The 21,051-nt window shown below is 41.6% G+C and carries 16 protein-coding genes; all 16 read left to right on the forward strand.

Annotation, left to right across the window (positions count from 1 at the left end; genetic code table 11):
- The first annotated feature begins 7 nt into the window (after positions 1-7).
- The 16 genes from NQ550_RS10030 (at position 8) to NQ550_RS10105 (ending at position 20,964) form a co-directional block, all read left to right on the forward strand.
- Positions 8-604 carry a DarT ssDNA thymidine ADP-ribosyltransferase family protein gene (locus NQ550_RS10030; RefSeq protein ID WP_025577469.1) on the forward strand — a complete coding sequence of 199 codons (597 nt, stop codon included), beginning with the start codon at positions 8-10 and terminating at the stop codon, positions 602-604.
- Between the two features lie 18 nt (positions 605-622).
- Entirely contained in the window at positions 623-1,660 is a 1,038-nt protein-coding gene (darG, locus tag NQ550_RS10035; RefSeq protein WP_025577471.1) for a type II toxin-antitoxin system antitoxin DNA ADP-ribosyl glycohydrolase DarG, read from the forward strand.
- 95 nt (positions 1,661-1,755) lie between these two features.
- Positions 1,756-3,096 carry an LPD25 domain-containing protein gene (locus tag NQ550_RS10040; RefSeq protein WP_025577473.1) on the forward strand — a complete coding sequence of 447 codons (1,341 nt, stop codon included), beginning with the start codon at positions 1,756-1,758 and terminating at the stop codon, positions 3,094-3,096.
- A gap of 59 nt (positions 3,097-3,155) precedes the next feature.
- The gene (locus NQ550_RS10045) at positions 3,156-4,181 is read left to right on the forward strand and encodes a phosphoadenosine phosphosulfate reductase family protein (protein ID WP_025577475.1); all 1,026 of its coding nucleotides are present in this window, start codon (positions 3,156-3,158) and stop codon (positions 4,179-4,181) included.
- The gene (locus NQ550_RS10050) at positions 4,124-4,585 is read left to right on the forward strand and encodes a hypothetical protein (protein ID WP_025577477.1); all 462 of its coding nucleotides are present in this window, start codon (positions 4,124-4,126) and stop codon (positions 4,583-4,585) included. The genes NQ550_RS10045 and NQ550_RS10050 overlap by 58 nt, the downstream gene beginning before the upstream one ends.
- Positions 4,575-6,671 (forward strand): C40 family peptidase, encoded by a 2,097-nt coding sequence (locus tag NQ550_RS10055; RefSeq protein WP_025577480.1) that lies wholly within the window; start codon positions 4,575-4,577, stop codon positions 6,669-6,671. The genes NQ550_RS10050 and NQ550_RS10055 overlap by 11 nt, the downstream gene beginning before the upstream one ends.
- A gap of 12 nt (positions 6,672-6,683) precedes the next feature.
- Positions 6,684-6,890, forward strand: coding sequence for a DpnD/PcfM family protein (locus NQ550_RS10060; RefSeq protein WP_025577481.1), 207 nt, complete (start codon positions 6,684-6,686; stop codon positions 6,888-6,890).
- Positions 6,887-11,923, forward strand: coding sequence for an N-6 DNA methylase (locus tag NQ550_RS23075; RefSeq protein ID WP_025577483.1), 5,037 nt, complete (start codon positions 6,887-6,889; stop codon positions 11,921-11,923). Before NQ550_RS10060 ends, NQ550_RS23075 begins: the two co-directional genes overlap by 4 nt.
- Positions 11,924-12,600: 677 nt before the next feature.
- Positions 12,601-14,508, forward strand: a complete 1,908-nt coding sequence (gene ltrA, locus NQ550_RS10070; protein WP_192927171.1) for a group II intron reverse transcriptase/maturase — start codon at positions 12,601-12,603, stop codon at positions 14,506-14,508.
- 177 nt (positions 14,509-14,685) lie between these two features.
- Positions 14,686-15,660 carry a hypothetical protein gene (locus NQ550_RS10075; protein ID WP_025577487.1) on the forward strand — a complete coding sequence of 325 codons (975 nt, stop codon included), beginning with the start codon at positions 14,686-14,688 and terminating at the stop codon, positions 15,658-15,660.
- 549 nt (positions 15,661-16,209) lie between these two features.
- Positions 16,210-18,024 carry a reverse transcriptase domain-containing protein gene (locus tag NQ550_RS10080; RefSeq protein ID WP_005344207.1) on the forward strand — a complete coding sequence of 605 codons (1,815 nt, stop codon included), beginning with the start codon at positions 16,210-16,212 and terminating at the stop codon, positions 18,022-18,024.
- 59 nt (positions 18,025-18,083) lie between these two features.
- Complete coding sequence (locus tag NQ550_RS10085; protein WP_161233436.1) at positions 18,084-19,037, forward strand: hypothetical protein; 954 nt, start codon at positions 18,084-18,086, stop codon at positions 19,035-19,037.
- 33 nt (positions 19,038-19,070) lie between these two features.
- Complete coding sequence (locus tag NQ550_RS10090; RefSeq protein ID WP_025577491.1) at positions 19,071-19,682, forward strand: septation protein SpoVG family protein; 612 nt, start codon at positions 19,071-19,073, stop codon at positions 19,680-19,682.
- A gap of 79 nt (positions 19,683-19,761) precedes the next feature.
- Complete coding sequence (locus NQ550_RS10095; protein ID WP_025577492.1) at positions 19,762-20,001, forward strand: hypothetical protein; 240 nt, start codon at positions 19,762-19,764, stop codon at positions 19,999-20,001.
- A gap of 289 nt (positions 20,002-20,290) precedes the next feature.
- Complete coding sequence (locus NQ550_RS10100; RefSeq protein ID WP_025577494.1) at positions 20,291-20,596, forward strand: alpha/beta fold hydrolase; 306 nt, start codon at positions 20,291-20,293, stop codon at positions 20,594-20,596.
- Positions 20,597-20,763: 167 nt separating this feature from the next.
- Positions 20,764-20,964 (forward strand): hypothetical protein, encoded by a 201-nt coding sequence (locus NQ550_RS10105; RefSeq protein ID WP_025577496.1) that lies wholly within the window; start codon positions 20,764-20,766, stop codon positions 20,962-20,964.
- Positions 20,965-21,051 lie beyond the last annotated feature (87 nt).

The following is a 21,051-nucleotide window of genomic DNA, read 5'->3' on the forward strand; positions in this document are numbered from 1 at the left end:
GAGAACGATGGGATTAAAAGATGCGAAAGAAGGAAAACTTCTATATCATTTAACAGAATTAAAGAATCTGGAATCTATTATTGATTTTGGCCTTGTGCCGAGAAAGATTCTAAGGGAGAATACGGTAACATTTGGAGATGTAGCAGATCCAGAAATTATACGCAAGAGGGAAAGTCTGGGATTGGACGGATACATTCCATTTCATTTTCATCCATATTCAGCTTTTGATGTGGCTGTAAAGAAAACTCATGCGGGAGAGGAAATGATCTATATCTGTATTACCAGAAATTTGGCAAGGCGCAATAATTTCAGCATTTTACCTAAGCACCCATTGGCATTGGAAGGATGCCAGTTATATGATTATGATGAAGGTTTTGAAATGATCAACTGGGATATTCTTACCAGTGTGGGGCAAAATGACGTGGAAGCCAGAAATATAAAGATGGCGGAATGCCTGAGCCCATTGGTTATTCCTGTTGATGCATTCCAGTGCATCTATGTTTCATCTGAAGAAACTAAAAACAGAGTAACAAATTTACTGAAACAGAAAGGCGTTATCTTTCCACCGCCATTTATTACGGTGATGTCCCAATGGTTTGAATAACGAGAGGAGGTGGTTGTGTTGATTAAATACACAACTGGAGATATGTTTCAGTCTGGTGCAGAGTGTTTAGTTAATACAGTCAACTGTGAAGGCTATATGGGAAAGGGAATTGCGTATCAATTTAAACTGAAATTTCCGGAAAACAATAAAGCCTATATAAAAGCATGTAAAGACAAAACACTTCATGTCGGAACAATCCATACTTTTGTAGAGAATGGCATTACAATTGTAAACTTTCCGACGAAAGATAAGTGGCGTGAAAACTCTAAAATAAGTTATATAGAAACAGCACTGGATGTTCTGGTAGAAAGGCTTCCGAAACTGAATGTAAAGTCCGTAGCGATTCCCCCGCTGGGATGTGGTAATGGTGGTTTGGATTGGCAGACAGTAAAAGAACTGATACAAAAGAAATTAAAACCAATTGCTGATGATTTTACGGTTTTGATTTATGAGCCACAGAGAAATTATGTGCAGAAAGCAGCTACTGCACCTAAACTTACAGCAGCCAGTTTAGTCTTGATGAAACTCAAAATGGGACTGAAACGTTGTACAAAACTTCGTCTTCAAAAAGCGGCGTATTTTATGAATTTATATCTGGAAGAACCTTATTTTTCCTTTCAAAAGTATAAATATGGTCCATATGCCCATTCCATTGATATTGTTGGCAGAAATATCGGAGAGTATCAGAGTTTTTATGGATTAAATGATACAGAATCGACGTATCAGTTAGCTTATCAGGTGATATGCAGTGAAAAAACAACAAAGCTATTGAACCGCCTTTCTCCTGCAATTGAAAAGGCTGTTGCTTATGTAAATGGGATAGAGAGCGACCATGAACTGGAAGGACTTGCAACAGTAACTTATTTAGTCCAGACTTTTTCAAGAATAGATGCCAGCCAGATCGTATCTGAATTTAAACAGTGGTCAGATGACAAAGCAACCCGTTTTACTGAGGATGAAATAAAGAAATACATTGACTGCTTGGAGCAGATGGGTGTGATAGAACGGGATATTATGGGAAACTATTGCATTTCAGAGTATCTTTCTTACAGATAAACAACAATTAAAAAAGAAAATAGGAAGTAACACGAAGAGCATTATCGCTAAAAACGGTAGTGCTTTTTTTGTGCATAAAAAGGAGGTATTGCTACGTGGAAAAAGGTGAGATGGGCGAGAATGCCACCGGACGTTTGGCAACGTATTATGTGGCAGAATGTATGGAATTTAACCGCTATGGAGAATACAGGGAGGATATCCACAGTGCAGAAGAGGCAGTAAAGATCTATCAGAGTATTCCTTCTGAAAGGTTGAATGCAGGAAAAGGAATTGGGCTTCATGTGGAGGAAGAAGATGGTATTCCATTGGAATTTTCCCTGGTTTATAACGGAGAGTTGGATGTGGATCTTTTGAGAGATATCTATGATCCAAACCAATACCCAGAGGTTTTTATAGCTGCCAGGGAACTGAGTGCTTATCTTCCGGAAACAAAAGTCATTGATACCAAAGGGCTTTTAAAAGAGAAAACCTTGGAGGCTACTGTTTTTGCAGATGAAATGATAAAACTGGAAAAAAATCTTGACCCTGATTTTTACCATACCTTTTATCCGAAAGAAGCAGAACATAAGGAAGCTATTATATGGAAAGCCTTATGTCAAGATGGAAAAGAGGAATACAGCAGGTGGCTGGGAAGCAAGATATTTGAGCAGAAACCAGAGCTGAAAGAACAGGCAGACAAACTAAAGACAACATTGGGACAGGTAAAGCTCATTCCGCCTGTGGACTTGAAGCCTTTTGTGTATGTACGGATCAGTGAACACCTGGACATTCCTTCTGAGGAAGCCATGCCATTAAATAAAGCGGTAGAATTGTTCGGAAAGTTGGACCGGCAGGCTGTGGAAGAGAAAGAGATGGCAGGTTATTATAAAACACACTTTGAAATCTGTTTTCTCTCAGAAGGTGAAATTATATCTTATACTGGGCGGCAGGACTTTGGTGACGGGGAAGGAAATCTGCTGGATCATGTAAAAGCATTTGCAGATTATTATCTCCATACAGAAGAAGGGCAGCAGCTTATGAAACAGACCGCAAAGACAAACGCAGAATGGGAAGATGAACAGCGGGAAATGAAATGGGTATTGGAGGAGATGCTTCCTGCCCTTCAGTATTTCTGCAACCTGGAAAAACTGGAAACAGCGGTTTTGGAAGAACAGGAAATAGAAAAGAAAGTCCCTTTACTGACACAGGGGGACGCATCACGAAAGGCATACCAGGAAGCCATGCTTGCGTATGTCCGGGAAAGCAGGATTGCACTAAATACAGGGGAGGAGTTGCCCCGTATGCCGGATATCCGGGATTTTGCAACTGCCTGTCCGGATAAATCATACAAAGAACAGGTTATGGAAGAAATACGACAGGAAGCAGAGTCATACGGTATGACCGTAGAAGCGTATGCAGCAAATGGATATGAGCCGCCAAAAAGGGGCGGCAGATAAAAGTAGGAAAGGAGGCGGAGTTTTGGCCATGTAAAAGATATCTTCCCTCCTGAAAAAAATTGGATTTAGAAAAAACAGCAATAGAACGTATCCGCACTGCCAGCCAGATGTCCCTGCAACATTATGGGCTTCCTTTGGTAGTGACGGACAGTGGAGGAAAAGACAGTGCCGTATGCAGGGAACTGGTACGGCGTTCCGGCGTGCCATTTGAACTGATGCACAACCTGACTACTGCAGATGCCCCACAGACTATTTATTATGTGAGGGAACAGTTTCAGAAGGCAGAACAGGCCGGTATAACTTGTAGTATCAATAAACCTTACTATAAAGGGCAGCGGATAACTATGTGGAGCCTGATCCCCATGAAAATGATCCCTCCTACCAGGACTATCCGGTATTGTTGTGAGGTTCTAAAAGAAAATGGTGGGGCTGGGCGTTTTATCACCACAGGTGTCCGGTGGGCAGAAAGTCGAAAGCGGAGGAAAAACAGGGGGATTTATGAAAACTTTGTCCCAAATGGAAAAAAACGTGCCATTATTTTAAATAATGATAATGATGATACCAGGCGGCTCTTTGAATCATGCCTGTCAAGGGGCAAACACGTATGCAATCCCATTGTTGACTGGAGTGACCAGCAGGTCTGGGAGTATATCCAGGCAGAGAAAATACCCATGAACCCTCTTTACGAAATGGGATTTCACCGGGTTGGCTGTGTAGGCTGTCCTATGGCAGGAAAACAAAGATACCGGGAGTTCCGCATCTTCCCGACCTATGAGAGGGCATACCGGCGGGCTTTTGCTAAAATGCTGGAGTTAAGGAAAGCTGCAGGAAGGCAGTGCAATTCCCGCTTATGGTCAGATGTAGATGCTTTTTTCCGTTGGTGGATGGAAGATCCTGGTATCCCCGGACAGTATGAATTGTCCTTTCATGAAGATACCATGAGATTTATTATGACTATTTGTAGTGGAAGGGAGGAGGAATTATCGCAAAATATCAATTATCTTTTGGACTGCAGTATGAAGCCTGGATGCTGGAAATCCGTATTCCGGACTGGCTGGAGTTTCCTTCTAAGGAGCAGGCACTAAAATATGGTGAGCAGGCTGAGGTTTCCGTTTTCTTAAAAGCGGAAGCTATTTTTTTGCTCTTTGATGGCAGTAAGGAGAAGATTTTACCGCAGCAGACGGAACTTTATCAGTTTTCCTACCTGAAAGAAAAGACTTATGACAGACTGGGACCGCCGCTTTCCCCGGAAGACATAGACCATTTGGTAGAAGTGGGGGAATTGGAGCAGGTACTGTTCAGTGAAAAATATATCCTGACAGAAGATGATTACCAGGAATTTTCCGGAAACCTTATGGAAGCCTTTCAGGAATTGGAAAAGGAGTACGGACCACCACCCAGAGAAAAGGAACAGGGGTATCTGTTTCAGGCGCTCTGGTATCAGGCAGAAGAATTAAACCCCGGAGAGGGGGACTGTTTTGGAGATTAAGGTAAAAAAAGAAAAAGAGCCGGAGCTGAAATTAAAAAAAGAAGCCCAGGTGACGGTGCATAAGAAAAATCCGATTTTATCTGCAAAGGAAAAGAAAGCTGCTTTTACCTCTAAGCCGGTGGCCGATCTTTTAGGGCAGAGAAAGAAAAAAGAAGGGGCAGAAAAAGGGAAACAGCCGGAGCAAGGCAGAGAAGCGCTGTTTGAAAAACAAAAGGAAAAGAAAAAGCAAGCCGGGAAAGAGGCAGTAATCCGTGGAGTAGCAGAAGATAGAAAACAAAATGGAAAGACCAAAAGTACGGTATCTGTACCGGGAACCTTACAGATGGATCAGATGAAACAGGGGACAGCACCAAACAGCCAGCCCTCTGCTGGTTTTCGGGCGAAGGAACAGTACCGGAGAGAACAGGCTGCAAAGCTGGCGGAAACAAAAAAATCTTCCCTGGCGAAGCAGACTGCCATAAAAGGGGTACGCCGGGGAGAGGCTGCTATATTGACCCAGTTAGAGGGCGGGGAGGAAGTCAATGATTCTCTTTATGTCATGGGGACAGCAACAACACCGGCAGAAAAGCTGTGGAAGGATCGGAATTATAGAAAGGCAGAGCAGGAATTAAAGGTAAAACAGGCAGATGGGAAGATCACCAATAAGCAGTTTTACAGAGAAACAAAAGCAGTGAAAAAGAAACAGATGGAGAAACAGAAAAAACAGGCAGTCCGGCAGAGAAAAATCCAGTATATGATCAATAAGCTCACCGGAAATGGGCAGCAGGATAGTTTGGCACAGGTGGCAAAAGATATTGTAAAGATGAAAGCCTCTGTGTTTATGCTGAAGGTGATCCAGTTTGCCGGGGCGCTTTTAGCTCCGCTGTTCAGTATTCTTCTTGTGGTGGCAATCCCTGTAGTGATTATCTTTTTCCTCTTATACTGTTCGCCCCTTGGTGCGTTCATGCCAAATCCGTCTGAGGAGAACCCTACCGTCCGAGAAGTTTTAAGCGGTTACTACATGGACTTTAATACAAAACTTGGACAAAATGGGGAAGATGGGGCTGTCACCTATCTCCATGAGAAAAACGGGAATTATGTGAGTAATTACTATGATACTTTAATGGTTTATATGGTGAAGTATGGAACTGGGGATATAGGTGTGGATATGGATCAGCGTCATAAGGACAAGCTGAAGGAAATCTTTGATGAAATGAACAGTTTTGAAAACACGACCATAACCACCACCATAAAGGCAGGGGAAAGTCTGGGAAATGTTGTTACCAGCGGCTATTGCCAGTGTAGTATCTGTTGTGGGCAGTGGGCAGGAGGACCGACAGCTTCCGGTGTCATGCCAAAACCGGACCATACCCTTGCAGTAGATGCACAGAACCCCTTTGTCCCTATGGGAACCAGGATCATTATGAATGGGATTGAATATACCGTAGAAGATACCGGGGCATTTGACCGGTATGGGGTACAATTTGATGTTTTCTGTGCGGACCATGCATCTGCGTCTGCCTGGGGACATCAGACTTTTGAAGCGTTTCTGGCAGATGGGGACGAAAATGAGATTACGGTAACAAAGAAGGGCTATTATGTCAAGAACTTGAATTATGAGGACTATATTGCACTTGGAAAGCTGACAGAAAAAGAAGAAGAACTTTTAAGGGAAGTCATGAGTGAGGAATTCCGAAATGAGATCCCTTCCTTTGGTGTAGGAAGTGACGTTGCAAATCTGGCACTGACGAAGGTAGGCTGTAAATACAGTCAGGAACACCGGTATGAGGAAGGATATTATGATTGCAGTTCCCTGGTACAGCGGTTGTATCAGGAGGTAGGCATTTCCCTTCCGGCGATTGCCTCTACCCAGGGAGAATTTATGGTAACACATGGGCTGGAAGTTACAGAAGGCGAACTGGAGCCGGGAGATCTGATTTTTTATTCTTATGAGCAGAATGGGCAGTTCCGCAATATTTCCCATGTGGCAATTTATGTTGGTAATGGCAGAATGGTACATGCAGCCAACAGCAGACGTGGAGTGGTCAATGACCCGTTCAATCCGTCGAACATTGGGCTGTATGGAAGACCCAGCCGCTTGCAGTAAGAAAGGAGAAGCATGGACGAAAAAGAATATGAAGTGACCATAACAGAAGTCCTGGAGAAAAAAGTAAGATACCGGGGCGGGAATGAATTAGAGGCAACTGCAAAAGCAGAAGCAGATTATTATGCAGAAAAAATCGTGCTGGGAGCAGATGATTTTTCCTATCGTGATATTTCTGCAAAAGAACTGGTACCTGTAAAAGAAAGAAGGAACAGAAGATGAAGCATATCACAAAAGTACGGGAACTGTATGAAGAAACCATACACTGGATTTCAAAGTCGGAGGATTCCTGGAAAAATTTCCTTTCCTGCATGGGGCGCTTGTATCAGTTGGACTTCTTAAATACCTGTATGGTATATGCCCAGCGTCCAGATGCTTCTGTTCTTGCAGGATATGATGCCTGGCATGAAATGGATTTGCCGGTTGCCAGAGGGAGTAAAGGAATTGCAGTATTTCCTTCCAAAATTTTCGGGGAAGGAGTGACTCATGTTTATGATATTCAAGATGTAAAGGGACAGGGAATCCGGCCCTGGAATTGGCAGGTGAATGGGACAAACCGCAGGCTGCTGGCAAGGGAGCTGTTCCCGGAAATCTACGAACAGGAAAAAAAGTTTAAAAATTCTTTAGACGCCTTTACAAGAACAAATGTTTGGCTTATGATAGAAGAGGAAGATGAAATTTTAAAATCCTTGCAGAAGTTGGCTGTCCTTACCGGAGAGGGACAGGAGGTAAAAGAAAACCAGATTACAGAGTTTCTTGTAAACAGTGTCTGTTATGCGGTGGAAAGCCGCTGCGGTATCCGAGATGACACCCTGGATTTTTCTTTTATCTGCGGTTTTTCAGAGAATGAGGAGATTCTGTACCGAACAGGACGGTTGGTATCTCATTTATCTGGGCGGATTGTGTTACAGATTGCAAGGACCATGAAGAACATAGACCTTGAAAGGAGACAGTATTATGGAAGGAATCGCAGGAATCCAGTACAGGGAAATGAATGGCGTACAGATACCAGTTTTAGAGGGCGTGATGAGCGAGGAGAAGATGCTGGCGTCCCTGAACCGTTACGGCAGGATCGCAGCACAGGAAATGAAGAGAACGGACCAGGCCCAATACGAAATGATGCTCCTGTCCGGGAAATTGATGGAGAAACTTATGAAAATCCAGACAGAAGCGGAGGAATACCACGAGAAACTGGCAGAAAGTCTTCTGAAGACCTGGACCAGAGAGGACAGGACCGACCCTTACAACACGTTGGAAATGACCAGTCTTCGGATACAGGCGGATATGGAAGCACAGAAACAGGTTATGGAGGAGATCATTCACCCCAGGATCGGATAAAACAGAAAAAAACAGAAGAGGATACAGAGAAAGGAACTGCTTCGGCGGTTCCTTTTCCGTCTGGGGAGATAGAACCTGTACAACCGGAAAACTGGCAGAAAGAGAAAATTCTTCTGGAGATGACAGAGCGGGAGATACCATATAAAATTTATGAGTTTTACCGGAATAATCCGGAAGAAACAGACCGGGAAGCCTATCTTTATGAAGTGTATGGAGATGTAAAAAGAGAAGCCCATACAAAAGACGGTATCCTGACCGCCGAAAGCTGTCCCAGCGGTTTTTATATCCTTTGGAGTAAGGAAACTTCCATGAAGGAGGCGTTCTGGTACTGGGACGAGGTTTCTTTTGAGATAGGGAAACGGATTGAAAGAGGAACGTATCTTCCCCTGTTATCCGTATCGGAGCAAGCCTTAGAAAACGGGGAAGATATAGAAGAAACCTTACAGCCAGAGAATACGCAGGAAGTGTTTGAGGAAAAGAAACCATTCCCATTAGAAGAGATTGGAATAGCCTTTTATAAACAGAATATCCAGGCAGATATTTTAAAGAAAATGCTCTGTCTGGTCTATACGACCAATCAGCTACCGGAAGAAAAAAACCATTTTTTGAAGATGCTTTTGCTTCGGGAAGTACCGGAAGGCCAGCCTTATTATCTGGTTCGAACCGAACATGGAAATTATGAGCTTTGTATCCAAGAAAGCGGGATCAGGATTACTCTGCCGGAAAGCCAGGATTTTCTACAGGAACTATCCTGGGATCAGTTTGGCGGGCTTACTGCACATCTGGCAGAGGACGACCAGATTGCTTATACAGAAGATGCAGAAACCTTAGAGCAGCAGGAGAATATGTACCGCCTGCTTCCTTGGTTTCCAGCGTTATGGGAAGAATATACTGCGATCCTCCAAAAGGAAGATTCCTTTTGGGAAGAAAAAAATCTTGTCCAGACGGACAGCAGGGAAGAAGCAGGAGATTATTATTATCCGGAAGGGTGGCTACAGTTTACCGGAGGGGATAAAAGCCGGTATCAGAAAAATATCCGGTCTATTCGTATTTTAAAAATCCTGGAGCAGGAAGAGAGAAATGCCACAAAGGAAGAGCAGGAAATCCTTGCCGGATATGTAGGGTGGGGTGGGCTGCCAAATGCGTTTAACAGCAAACGCCCGGAATGGAAAAAAGAATATCAGGAATTAAAGGAACTGTTGACCGCAGAAGAATATGCCCAGGCAAGGGCTAGTGTCAACAGTTCTTTTTATACGCCGCCGGAAGTGGTGCGGGGTGTTTATAAAGCCCTGGAGCAGTTTGGATTCCAGAAGGGAAAAATTCTGGAACCGGCTATGGGGATTGGAAACTTTTTTCATGGTCTTCCGGAAAGTATGCGGAAATCACAGCTTTATGGCGTAGAGATCGATTCCATAAGCGGAAGGATTGCACAAAAGCTCCACCCTTCAGCAAATATCCAGATCAAAGGATTTGAAAAAACGGAATTTGAGGATAACAGCTTTGATGTGGTTGTAGGAAACGTGCCTTTTGGGGATTTCCGTTTGTACGATCCCAGATATAAAAAGATGAAGTTAAAAGTCCATGATTACTTTATCCGGAAAAGCATGGATCTCCTTCGGCCAGGAGGTATTTTGGCAGTGGTAACTTCAAAAGGGACGTTGGATAAAAATGACAGCACTGTGAGAAAAAATCTGGCAGAACAGGCAGATCTTTTAGGGGCAGTCCGGCTTCCAGCAGATTCTTTTGGAAAGAGTGCCAATACAGCAGTTACAAGTGACCTTTTATTTTTTCAGAAAAAAGCAGAGCCTTTAATGGGGGAACCAATCTGGACTTATACAGGGCTTACGGAAGATATGGTACCGGTGAATGAGTATTATCTGGAACACCCGGAAATGATGCTTGGGAAAATGGTCTGGTTTGAACAGTTTTTCGGGAAAGATTCCAAATATACAGCCTTGGTCAATAATGCAGAAGACTTTGACCTGGAAAAAGGAATTTTGGACGCAGTTGGAGAACTTCCCCAAAACTGTTATGAAGAAAGCATAGCAGAAAAAAAGGAAGAAGCACAGGATGTCTTAGCTGCTTCCCCTAAGATACCCAATTATACATTTACAGTGATACAGGACGAAGTATATTACAGGGAAGGGGAGTCTTTATACCGGAGCCAGGCAAAGGAAAGTGTGAAGCGTCGGATACGTGCCATGCATAAAATCCGCCTTCTGGTGCGTGAAATTTTACAGATACAGCAGGAAAATTGTTCCGATCAGGAATTGAAAAAGGCACAGGAACAGTTAAACCGTTTATATGATGCCTTTGTGAAAACGCATGGATATTTCTGTGACCGGACAAATAAAATGGCTTTCCGGCAGGACAACGATTATCCACTGCTTTCTTCCCTGGAAGTGGTTGATGAGGACAAAAATGTAACAAAAGCCGATATCTTTTATAAAAGGACCATACGCCCCAGAGATGTGATAGACAAAGTGGAAAATGCTCAGGAAGCACTGCATATCAGTCTGTCAGAATATAATCGGGTGGATATTCCCTATATGCTCTCCCTTTATCCGGGAAACAGGAAGGAACTGATCCGGGAATTAAAGGGGTTAATCTACCAGAACCCGGTACTGGCCAAGGAAGACGACCCAAATGCAGGGTGGGAAACCGCAGATGAGTATTTAAGTGGCAATGTGCGGCAGAAGCTCCGTATTGCCAGAATCTATGCACAGAACAATCCTTTGTTTGCAGATAATGTGGAAGCATTGGAAAAGGTGCAGCCCAAAGACCTGACAGCGCCTGAGATCAGTGTAAAACTGGGAACAACTTGGATTGAAAATGAGGATTACGAACAGTTTATATATGAGCTTTTGGAAATACCGGAGAATAATCAAAGAAACTATTGCACTCATATTGGCCACGCCCTCAAGGTTGAGCGCTTAGATGCAGATATGTCGTACCATATTGACAGGGGAAACTTTTTTGGAGGAACCATTCGTACCAGGGAAACCTATGGTACAAGATTTATGGATGCGATCAGCATTATCGAGGAATTGTTAAACAGCCGGATTGTGACTATCAGGGACCGGGTGCAGGAAGGGGAAAAAGTACGTTATGTAATTAATCGGAAGGAAACCATGCTTGCCAGGGATAAGGCGGAGCAGATAAAAGAAGCCTTCCGGGACTGGATTTTTAAGGAACCAAAGCGCAGAAAAAAATATGTGGATTTTTATAATGAAACCTTTAACTGCGACAGACAACGAAGCTATGATGGCTCTTATTTAAAACTGCCGGGACTGAACCCCCTGTTAAAGCTGCGTCCTTATCAGAAAAATGCTGTAGCAAGGGCATTGCTGTGTGGAGGAAATACCCTGCTTGCCCATACAGTAGGTGCCGGTAAATCTCTGGAAATGATCTGTATCTGTATGGAAATGAGGAGACTGGGGCTGGCAACGAAACCCCTTCTTACCGTTCCTAACCACCTGACGTTCCAGATGGGGGCGGAATTTTTGCGGGCTTATCCAGATGCGAAAATCCTGATTACCAGAAAAGAAGATTTTCAGAAGGAAAACCGCAGACGCATGATTGCCAGAATGGCAACTGGGGATTATGACTGTATTATTATCGGCCATACCCAGTTCCAGAGAATTGCCATTTCCCCTGACCGGCAAAGAGCTATGATCGAAGAACAGGCAGAGCAACTGGTAGAAGCTATTAGCCGGGCAAGGGAAGAAGATGGAAAGAACTGGTCTATAAAGCAGATGGAAAGCAGGAAGAAAAAACTGTTGCAGAAAATCGAAGAACTGAACAATGAAGAAATCAAAGATGACGTGATGTACTTTGAAGAAACCGGCGTAGATGCCTTATTTGTAGACGAAGCACACCTGTTCAAAAACTGTGCGAAACGTTGTCGCACAAGGTAAGTCTGATAAACTTACCGAAATCGACCGACAGAAATCACTTAGAAATAAGAATGAACTGTTAGAACTTAAATCTCGAAATCAAGGGAGAATTACCCTTGCCACACAGAAACAACACTGATGATAGCATATCAAAGCTATAGGTGGTGTGCGAGATAATACTTCACTATGCGAGGTGGCTGTATCCACCCACGTATAAAGCGTGAAGAAGTCGTAACTTGAAGTCCTAAGTCCTGCGGGATATGGAATATATAGTGCGGTCTTCCGAAGACTATGGTTACACGTAGAAGAAGCTATGCAGCATCGTAAGAGTAGTAGGCGTCCGAAAGGACGAAAGATTAGGGAAGAGTGTATTGCTGGTTTTTCAATACATTCCTGTATGAATGAAATATCATACAGAGTACACAACAACTATGTTTCAAAGTGTATTTGTCCCTACGGTGTAAGGTAGCAACCTAAGGTCTTCAAGTAGTTAAATCTACAAAAGGATAGAGATTTAGGAACGTTTGAGAGCTTGTGTGGGAGCTGTACAGAGTGATGAAAACACAAGAAGTCAGCAGTCCCATAGTAGTCTGAGATTGGGAAAGCCAGTCACAAGAGTTGAAATACTCATGGCGAAGGGGACTAGTCAAACTAATTTACAAATTTCACAAAATAAGAAAAGAAAAACTCCCTGAAATATGGGTGACGAACTGCGAGGTGATAGCCTTGTGCATTTGAACGTCAGATTTTCAACAGAAGCGGAATTAAAACAGACCTTAGATTTTCTTTATGTAAAATCGAAAGAAGGAATCTCTTTCACAGGTCTTATTGAAGCAATGGTAAATGAAGTTACTATTGTTACCGCAATTCATAACATTAAGTCTAATAAAGGCAGTAAAACGGCTGGCATAGACCAGATGAAAATGGACAAATATCTGCAAATGCCAAAAGAGGAACTAATTGCACTAATAAGAGATAATTTCAGTAATTACAGACCGAAGCCAGCAAAAAGAGTATATATCCCGAAAAAGAATGGAAAGAAACGCCCACTGGGTATTCCAACAGTTTTGGACAGAATTATACAGGAATGTGTGAGAATTATTATTGAGCCTATATGTGAAGCAAGATTTTATCCGCACAGTTATGGATTTCGACCTTACAGGGCACAGAAACACGCTGTCAGAGATATTATCAATGTCATCAATGCTTCTACTTATTCAAAAGACCAGCCTGTATGGGCGGTTGAAGGAGATATTAAAGGGTGTTTTGACAATATCGACCACAGAATCCTGTTACAGAAGATATGGCGTATTGGAATCCACGATAAAAGAGTGATTAAAATCATACAACAGATGTTAAAGGCTGGATATTTAGAAAGCGGTGCTAGGAATGATACAAAACTCGGCACAATGCAGGGCGGAATTTTATCTCCATTGCTGTCAAATGTATATCTGAATGATTTTGACTGGTATGTAGGAAGAATGTATATGGAACCCCACAGGAAATGCAAACATAAGTGTAATGATACACGACGATTGAAATGGTTGGGAGTAACTCCAAAGTACAATTTTCGTTTTGCAGATGATTGGGTTATCTTAACATCAACAGAACAGGAAGCATACCGATTAAAACGTGTGATGACAAAATATTTTAGAAATAAAATGAAACTGGAATTATCACAGGAAAAGACGTTTGTAACAGACCTTAGAACGGAGGGAATCCATTTCCTCGGTTTTGTGGTCAAAGCGGAGAAAAAGAGGAAAACCCCTGACCCCCAAACGTGGACGGAAAATCTGGTGGGTAAACCATTACCAGACATGGAGCGATTGAAAGATAAAATACAGAAGATTGCTGACGAAGTCCGAGTGATTGGAGAATCCACAGAAAGGAACGTACAGGCGGCACAGATACAGCGTGTGAACTCCATGATAGTGGGGCTGGCACAGTATTTACAACCCTCAATATGCTCTCATGCTCTTCATGTCATAGACAGAAGAATCAATAACACAGCATTGGCAGTATGGAAAAAGAGATTTCCCAGACACTACAATAAGTATCAAATACCAATGGAAAAGCTCTGTAACCTACCGCATAGGCATGAGGGATACAAAAGTAAAACATTTGCTGTTCCGATTGAGGGAGAATGGTTTGGAATTACTATGGCGTTTATTACCCATAGTAAGTATGAAAGCAAGCCATTCGACCAACGCATGACACCTTATACGGAGGAGGGCAGACGAATTTACAGTTATTTCCGTAGCAGAAGCAAGCCTCTTCCATGTGATAGACCGTCAGTGAATACCGCAAGGGATATACAGCTTTCGGTCTATGCAAAGACCGTATATAATTTTGAATACTTCATGAACAGGGAATATGCGTACAACAGAGATAAAGGCAAGTGTAAGTGCTGTAAGAAACCGCTGTTTTTAGATAACAAAAAGTATTGTTATCACGTCAAAGGGGAACTTCCGTTAGGAAAAGTAAACAAAGTGCAAAATCTTGTATGGCTATGCAATGACTGTTATCGAATGGTCAACAACGGTCCGATACCGCCAAACATAGATGAAAAGGTATTAAAGAAGATTCAAAAGTATAAACAAAAGTGAAATTTGTAAGCACGATATGTACTGTGAGGGCATAAAGTGTTGAACCCCGATGGAGGGTAGTAAGTTAGTTTGATGGTACGCCGGGTGCGATGAAAGTTGCACGCCCGGTGTGGGGTGGGGGAAAAGGTGGAGATAACTTCAAAGCCTTACCTATCACTATTGGAAGTTTTTACAAAAATGAACAATGTTGCGGGTCTGGGTTCCAGCGGTTCCCAGAGGGCTATGGATATGCGTATGAAGATCCAGTATATCAACGAAAAAAATCAGGGAAGGGGTGTCATTATGGCAACAGGAACCCCTCTGTCAAATTCTATGGTGGAACTCTATGTGATGCAGTTATATCTACAGGAAAGGCGGCTTCACGAAAAGGGGATTTACCACTTTGACGCATGGGCTTCTGTGTTTGGGGAAGTTACCAGCTCCCTGGAACTGGCACCAGAAGGTACCGGTTACCGGATGCGGACCAGGTTTAATAAGTTTATCAACCTGCCGGAGCTGATTCATCTATTTAAAGAAGTGGCAGACATAATCCTGCCTGACATGCTGGATATTAAGCGGCCAGAATTAAAGGACGGAAAATATAAGATCGTAGTATCGGAAGCCTCTGATTATGTGAAAGAACGTATGCAGGAAATGGTGAAAAGGGCTGAAGCAATCCATAGAGGTGCAGTAGACCCCAAAGACGACAATATGCTCCGCATTACCGGGGAAGCAAGACTTTTGGGCACAGATCCCCGGCTTTTGGATAGTCATGCGCCAGTGGATACGGATTCAAAACTGAATAAAGCAGTAGAAAACATTTATCAGGAATATGTACAGTCCCAGGAACAGAAAGGAACGCAGATTGTTTTTTCGGATATCGGGACACCAGGACCAGGAAAACCGTTTACCGTCTATGATTATCTGAAACACGAACTGATTGCTAAAGGTATTCCAGAGGAAGAAATCTGCTTTATCCATGATGCAAAAACAGATGAACAGAGAGACCGCATGTTTTCAGATGTCAGGGCTGGCAGAAAGCGTATCATTATAGGAAGTACCGAAAAACTGGGGGTAGGAACCAATATCCAGACAAGAATGGTGGCGGCCCATCATATCGACTGCCCCTGGAAACCCTCTGATATTGAACGTGCGCCCGTAAAGGCATCATAATAAATATACCTTTGGCAAGGTATTAGGATAGTATCTTACAGTCCTATCATCAACCGATTTACCTGTGAGGGAAACTAAATATCAGGGAAAATAGCACGTCGGTAAAGCCATAAGTCAGCTAATTACCAAGCTGCGACTGAATGGGGAGATGAAAAGTTAGGTATGAGGATAAAGCCCATACTGGTTGAACGATAGTCCAAACGGTCAATGTCGGGACTATGGCGTAAGGTAATTATTATTCGCCATATCTCAGCACTTATGTTCCGCTGTTCAGGAGCGTAAGCAAAGATAGGCTGAGACGTATATGCAATAAGCATAAAAGGATGGAAGTCGTATCCGACAACCTAACAAGCCAAATCGTTAGTATGATGCTAAACGGGGATTACCTAAGTCGAAACGCTTAAAAATAAGCTATTAAGTGTAGGCTTATGAATATTCGATATGGTAACGGAGCCTTCATAGTAGTCCGAGAGTGTTAATGGCACTTACATGGCGAAGGAAGGCAGTTTATAACATTAACAATATAGAAAGGATAATGTGTGATACATTATGAGAAATCCTGAAAATGTGTTAATCAGCTTAACGAAACACAGTAACCAAAAAGATTACAAGTACGAGCGTTTATACCGTTTGCTCTACAATGAGGAACTGTACTTAACCGCTTATCAAAACATTTATTCCAATGACGGAAGTATGACAAAAGGTACTGACAAGCAAACGGTTGACGGTATGAGTATCGAAAGAATACGGAAAATCATAGTTTCGCTCAAAGATGAAAGCTATCAGCCAAAACCTGCAAGAAGAACCTATATTCCAAAGAAGAACGGAAAAATGCGTCCACTCGGAATACCGTCCTTTGAGGATAAATTGCTTCAAGAGGTTATCAGAATGATTTTAGAAGCTATCTATGAGGGGCATTTTGAAAATACTTCTCATGGGTTCAGACCTAATAGAAGCTGTCATACGGCACTCAATGAAATTCAAAAAACTTTCACGGGTGTGAAATGGTTTATCGAAGGAGACATTAAAGGTTTTTTTGATAACATCAACCATGCTACGTTGATTGGAATTTTACGAGAACGTATCAATGACGAGAGATTTCTTCGACTGGTAAGAAAATTTCTGAATGCAGGCTATATTGAGAATTGGACTTTTCATAACACCTATTCGGGAACACCGCAGGGTGGCATTATCAGTCCTATTCTTGCAAACATTTATTTGGATAAATTTGATAAGTATGTAAATGAGTATGTCCGAAAATTTAAAAAAGGTAAAAAGCGTATGCGTACAAAAGAGTACCGCAGGAACGAAGTCGAATTAAGCAAAGCCAGAATCGCATTGAAAAATGCAAACGACGACTGTGAAAGAGAAAATGCGATTGCACGCATAAGGCAGTTGGAAAAAGAACGGGTGAATATTCCCCCAAGTGACCCTATGGATAACAATTATGCAAGGCTGGTCTATGTCAGATATGCTGATGATTGGCTGTGCGGAGTTATCGGTTCGAAAGAGGATTGTAAGAAAATAAAAGAAGATTTTAAGAATTTTCTCAAAGAACAATTACAGTTGGAGCTATCAGAAGAGAAAACGCTGATTACCAATGCCCAAAAAAGTGCGAAATTTCTCAGTTATGAAATCAGAGTACGGCATAGCAATCTAACCAAGAGAGATAAAACAGGCAAGCTCGTTCGTAATTACACGGGCAGAATTGTACTGGAAGTTTCAAGTGATACAATCAGGAAACACTTGATTGATACAGGTGCTATGAAGTTAATCTACCATAATGGAAAAGAAATTTGGAAACCCAAGGCAATATACAGATTGAAAAACTGTGATGATCTGGAAATACTCGACTACTACAACAGTATGATACGAGGTTTTTACAATTATTACTGTATAGCCAATAACAGCTCAATCATCAACAGCTACAAGTATATTATGGAATACAGTATGTACAAAACCTACGGCACAAAATACAGAACATCAATTTCAAAAGTAATCGGAAAATTCAGAGCAGGAAAAGATTTTGCTGTAAAGTTCCGTAATTCCAAAGGAGTTGAGAAAATGCGAGTGTTTTATAACGAGGGTTTTAAACGGCAGAAAAAAGCATTCCAATCTAATGCAGACTTAGTTCCAAATACAATCAAATATTTCAGCAGTACAAAGCTAATCGACAGAATAAAAGCCAGAGAATGTGAGCTATGCGGAAAAACTAATACTCCCATAGAAATTCATCATGTTCATCGGCTTAAAGATTTACAAGGTAAAACTTTTTGGGAAGCTCTTATGATAGCGAGAAATCGCAAAACAATAGCTTTGTGTAGAGAATGTCATAAGAAATTACACTGTGGACAGTTAAATTGAGTTTATAAATGGAGAGCCGTATACAGTGAGAGTTGTAAGTACGGTTCGGGGGCGAGTATTTGGAAACCTACCATAGCAATATGGCAAGGCGCTGGGTACTTAGCCTACAAAGGGAAGGACGTATTATCCGACAGGGGAATGAAAATGAAGAAGTGAATATTTACCGCTATGTAACAAAAGGTTCTTTTGATGCATATTTATGGGGCATTGTTGAAACCAAACAACGATTTATCAGCCAGGTATTTACCAGTCGGGAGCTGGCAAGGATCTGTGAGGATATAGATGAAACCGTATTAAATTTTGCAGAGATTAAGGCGGTAGCTTCTGAAAATCCTTTGATTATGGAAAAAATACAAGTAGATAACGAAGTGGCACGTCTGAGAATCCTGAAAACAGCACATGAAGGGAAAAGGTTTGCCTTACAAGATGCCGTTACTTTCCAGTATCCAAAAAGGATACAAAGCCTGAAGAAAGAGCTGCAAGCCCTTCAAAAGGATCTGGAATGTAGGAACCAGGCTATGGAAGTACAGCCAGGGTTTGCAATCACCCTACAGGGAAATGTTTATGAGAAGCATAAAGAAGCTGGGGAAATTCTGCGTGCAATCGTAGATAGTGTTACCGCTTTTACAGAACATGAGGTTGGCACTTACAAAGGCTTTCCACTATTTGTTGAAAAAAATATGACGGAACAGATTCTGTATATCCGGGGAGAATCGGACTATATGGTAGAATTAAAAGAGAGTGATTCTGGCAATATGGTCCGCTTGGAAAACCGGTTGAATGCCCTCGACAAAACAATAGAAGAAGTCCAAAGAAAAATTAAAATCTGTGAAAATGAAATAAAAAATGCAAAGCAGGAATACGAAAAGCCCTTCCCGTATGAAGAACTTTTAAAAGAAAATATTACCAGGCAGATGGAGATAGATGCAGAATTGGAAATCAAGGACCAGGAGGAGTGTGTGGAAGTACAGGAGGAAACCCCAAATCTTCCATGCCAGAAAGCGGTCCGATAACGAAAAGTAGAATAGAGAAAGGAAGATCACAATATGGAATATAATATCAGAGTATATAAACCGGAATTGAAACAGGAAGAAGGGAAGATCAATAACCTAAAAGGATTTGCTACTATTACCTTTGACGATGCCTTTTGTGTAAAAAGCATTGCAATTAAAGAGTCCTCTAAGGGAAATCTGTATCTCGATATGCCCCGATACAGGGATTATGAAACAGGGGAGTATGTTCCTTTTTACCGGTTTACCGATAAAGAATTTCAGAAGGAAGTTCTGGATACGGTAAGGGAAGCCTATGAAAATATGACAGAAACCAAAATGGACTGTAAGGGTAGTTGGGGAGAGGAAGAGCTGTATTACAATCTGAGTGTAAACCCGGTACAGGGAAGTGATACATTTAAGGCAGATGTAGCCATTCGTCTGCAGGATGTGCTTGCAATCCAACAGCTTCATGTGATCCAGGCGTGGAACGGAAAAACCTTTGTAGGTATGCCCCAGAAAAATTCTGCAAAAGGGGAGCGGGAGGACATTGCCCATGCAGTCAATGCAGAATTTAAGGCAGAGCTGGAAAGTACAATCATGGACGAATACAATAAAAAGCTGGAATATGCAAAAAGCCAGAAACAGCAGCAAAGAAACGGAAGGTAAGAAACGTACAGAAAAATATGTGGTGTTTTCTGATAAAGAGTGATACAATAAAGAAAATATCATATTAGGAGGAGCAGATATGCCAAGACGCAAAAAAATGGAGAATATATCTCTGGAGGAACAGCTTGTAACTGTAGAACAGAAGATCAAAACAACAGAGGCAGAATTAAAAGAACTGCGTCTGAAAGCAAAAGACCTCAGGAAGAAAATCGAAGATAAACAGAAAGATGAGATATTTAGCGCATTGATTGCTTCCGGAAAAACTGTGGAAGAGGTAATGAAGTATTTAAAATCTGGTAATGAAGAAAAGGCTGAATAAGATAAGAGAAAATGCCGTTACGGGTGATGATAAAAACCTGTAGCGGCATTTTTTATGGTCATTAAATCAGTAGTTGGTGGACAAAAGTAACTATTATCTGCATTGAGTGCTATACATCAAAACATCTAATACATATGGATTAGGAATAACGCAGGAGGTGAAGACATAAATCAATGATTTTAGAGAAAACAAGAAGTCCTACAAAAGCATATTAAACATAATTTAAAATGAATAGTGAAATGACCGTAAATTTAAAAATTGCAGAAATAGTTGATATAAAGTGATTACCGTGGAGCCTTTTGGTTATGGACTATCTGACCAAGTAGATACAGAAAGAAGCATAGAGAATATCATAGAGGAATTATATACCTGTCTGGAAGAGATTGGTGTTCACCAATATTATCTGATGGCACATTCTATCAGTGGATTGTATTCCCTGTATTATGCCAATACTTATCCAGAGAAGATTCATGGTTTTATAGGAATAGATTCTTCTGTACCAAAGCAAAATGAGAATGAACCTTTTAATACAACAAAATTAAATTTCTTGATGGCTTATTTAAGCAAAGCAAAGAATGCGTTGGGAATCAGCTGACTGCTTTCAGTTGGAAATCCGGAAAAAGCTATCTATGCTGATCAGAATTATTCTTATTTACAGGAAGACTTAGAAGTTTTTCGGATACTTTCCCTTGATACCACTTATAATAAGACTGTAATGAATGAATTAAAGCAGGTAGAAAAAATCTGAAGATAGTACGGGATATGAAATTCCCAGAAGAAGTACCAGTGCTGAATTTTGTTTCGGAAGATAATTGTGAAATTTTTCCAGAATGGGAAAAGTTGCATAGAAGCGTGATGGGAGACAATCAGGAAAAGAAATTGGTAATGTTAAAAGGGGGACATTATCTGCATTTTGAGCAGAAGGAACGGATTGTTTCTTTTGTGAATGGATTTGTAGAGTAAAAGTTTTATATTTAACTGAAGGGGCATTGAAAATAGGTGACAAATCACTCATTTTTTCAATGCCCTTTTAGGAATTTGGATATTTCG

The sequence above is a fragment of the Blautia wexlerae DSM 19850 genome (genome assembly GCF_025148125.1).
Taxonomy (GTDB): domain Bacteria; phylum Bacillota; class Clostridia; order Lachnospirales; family Lachnospiraceae; genus Blautia_A; species Blautia_A wexlerae.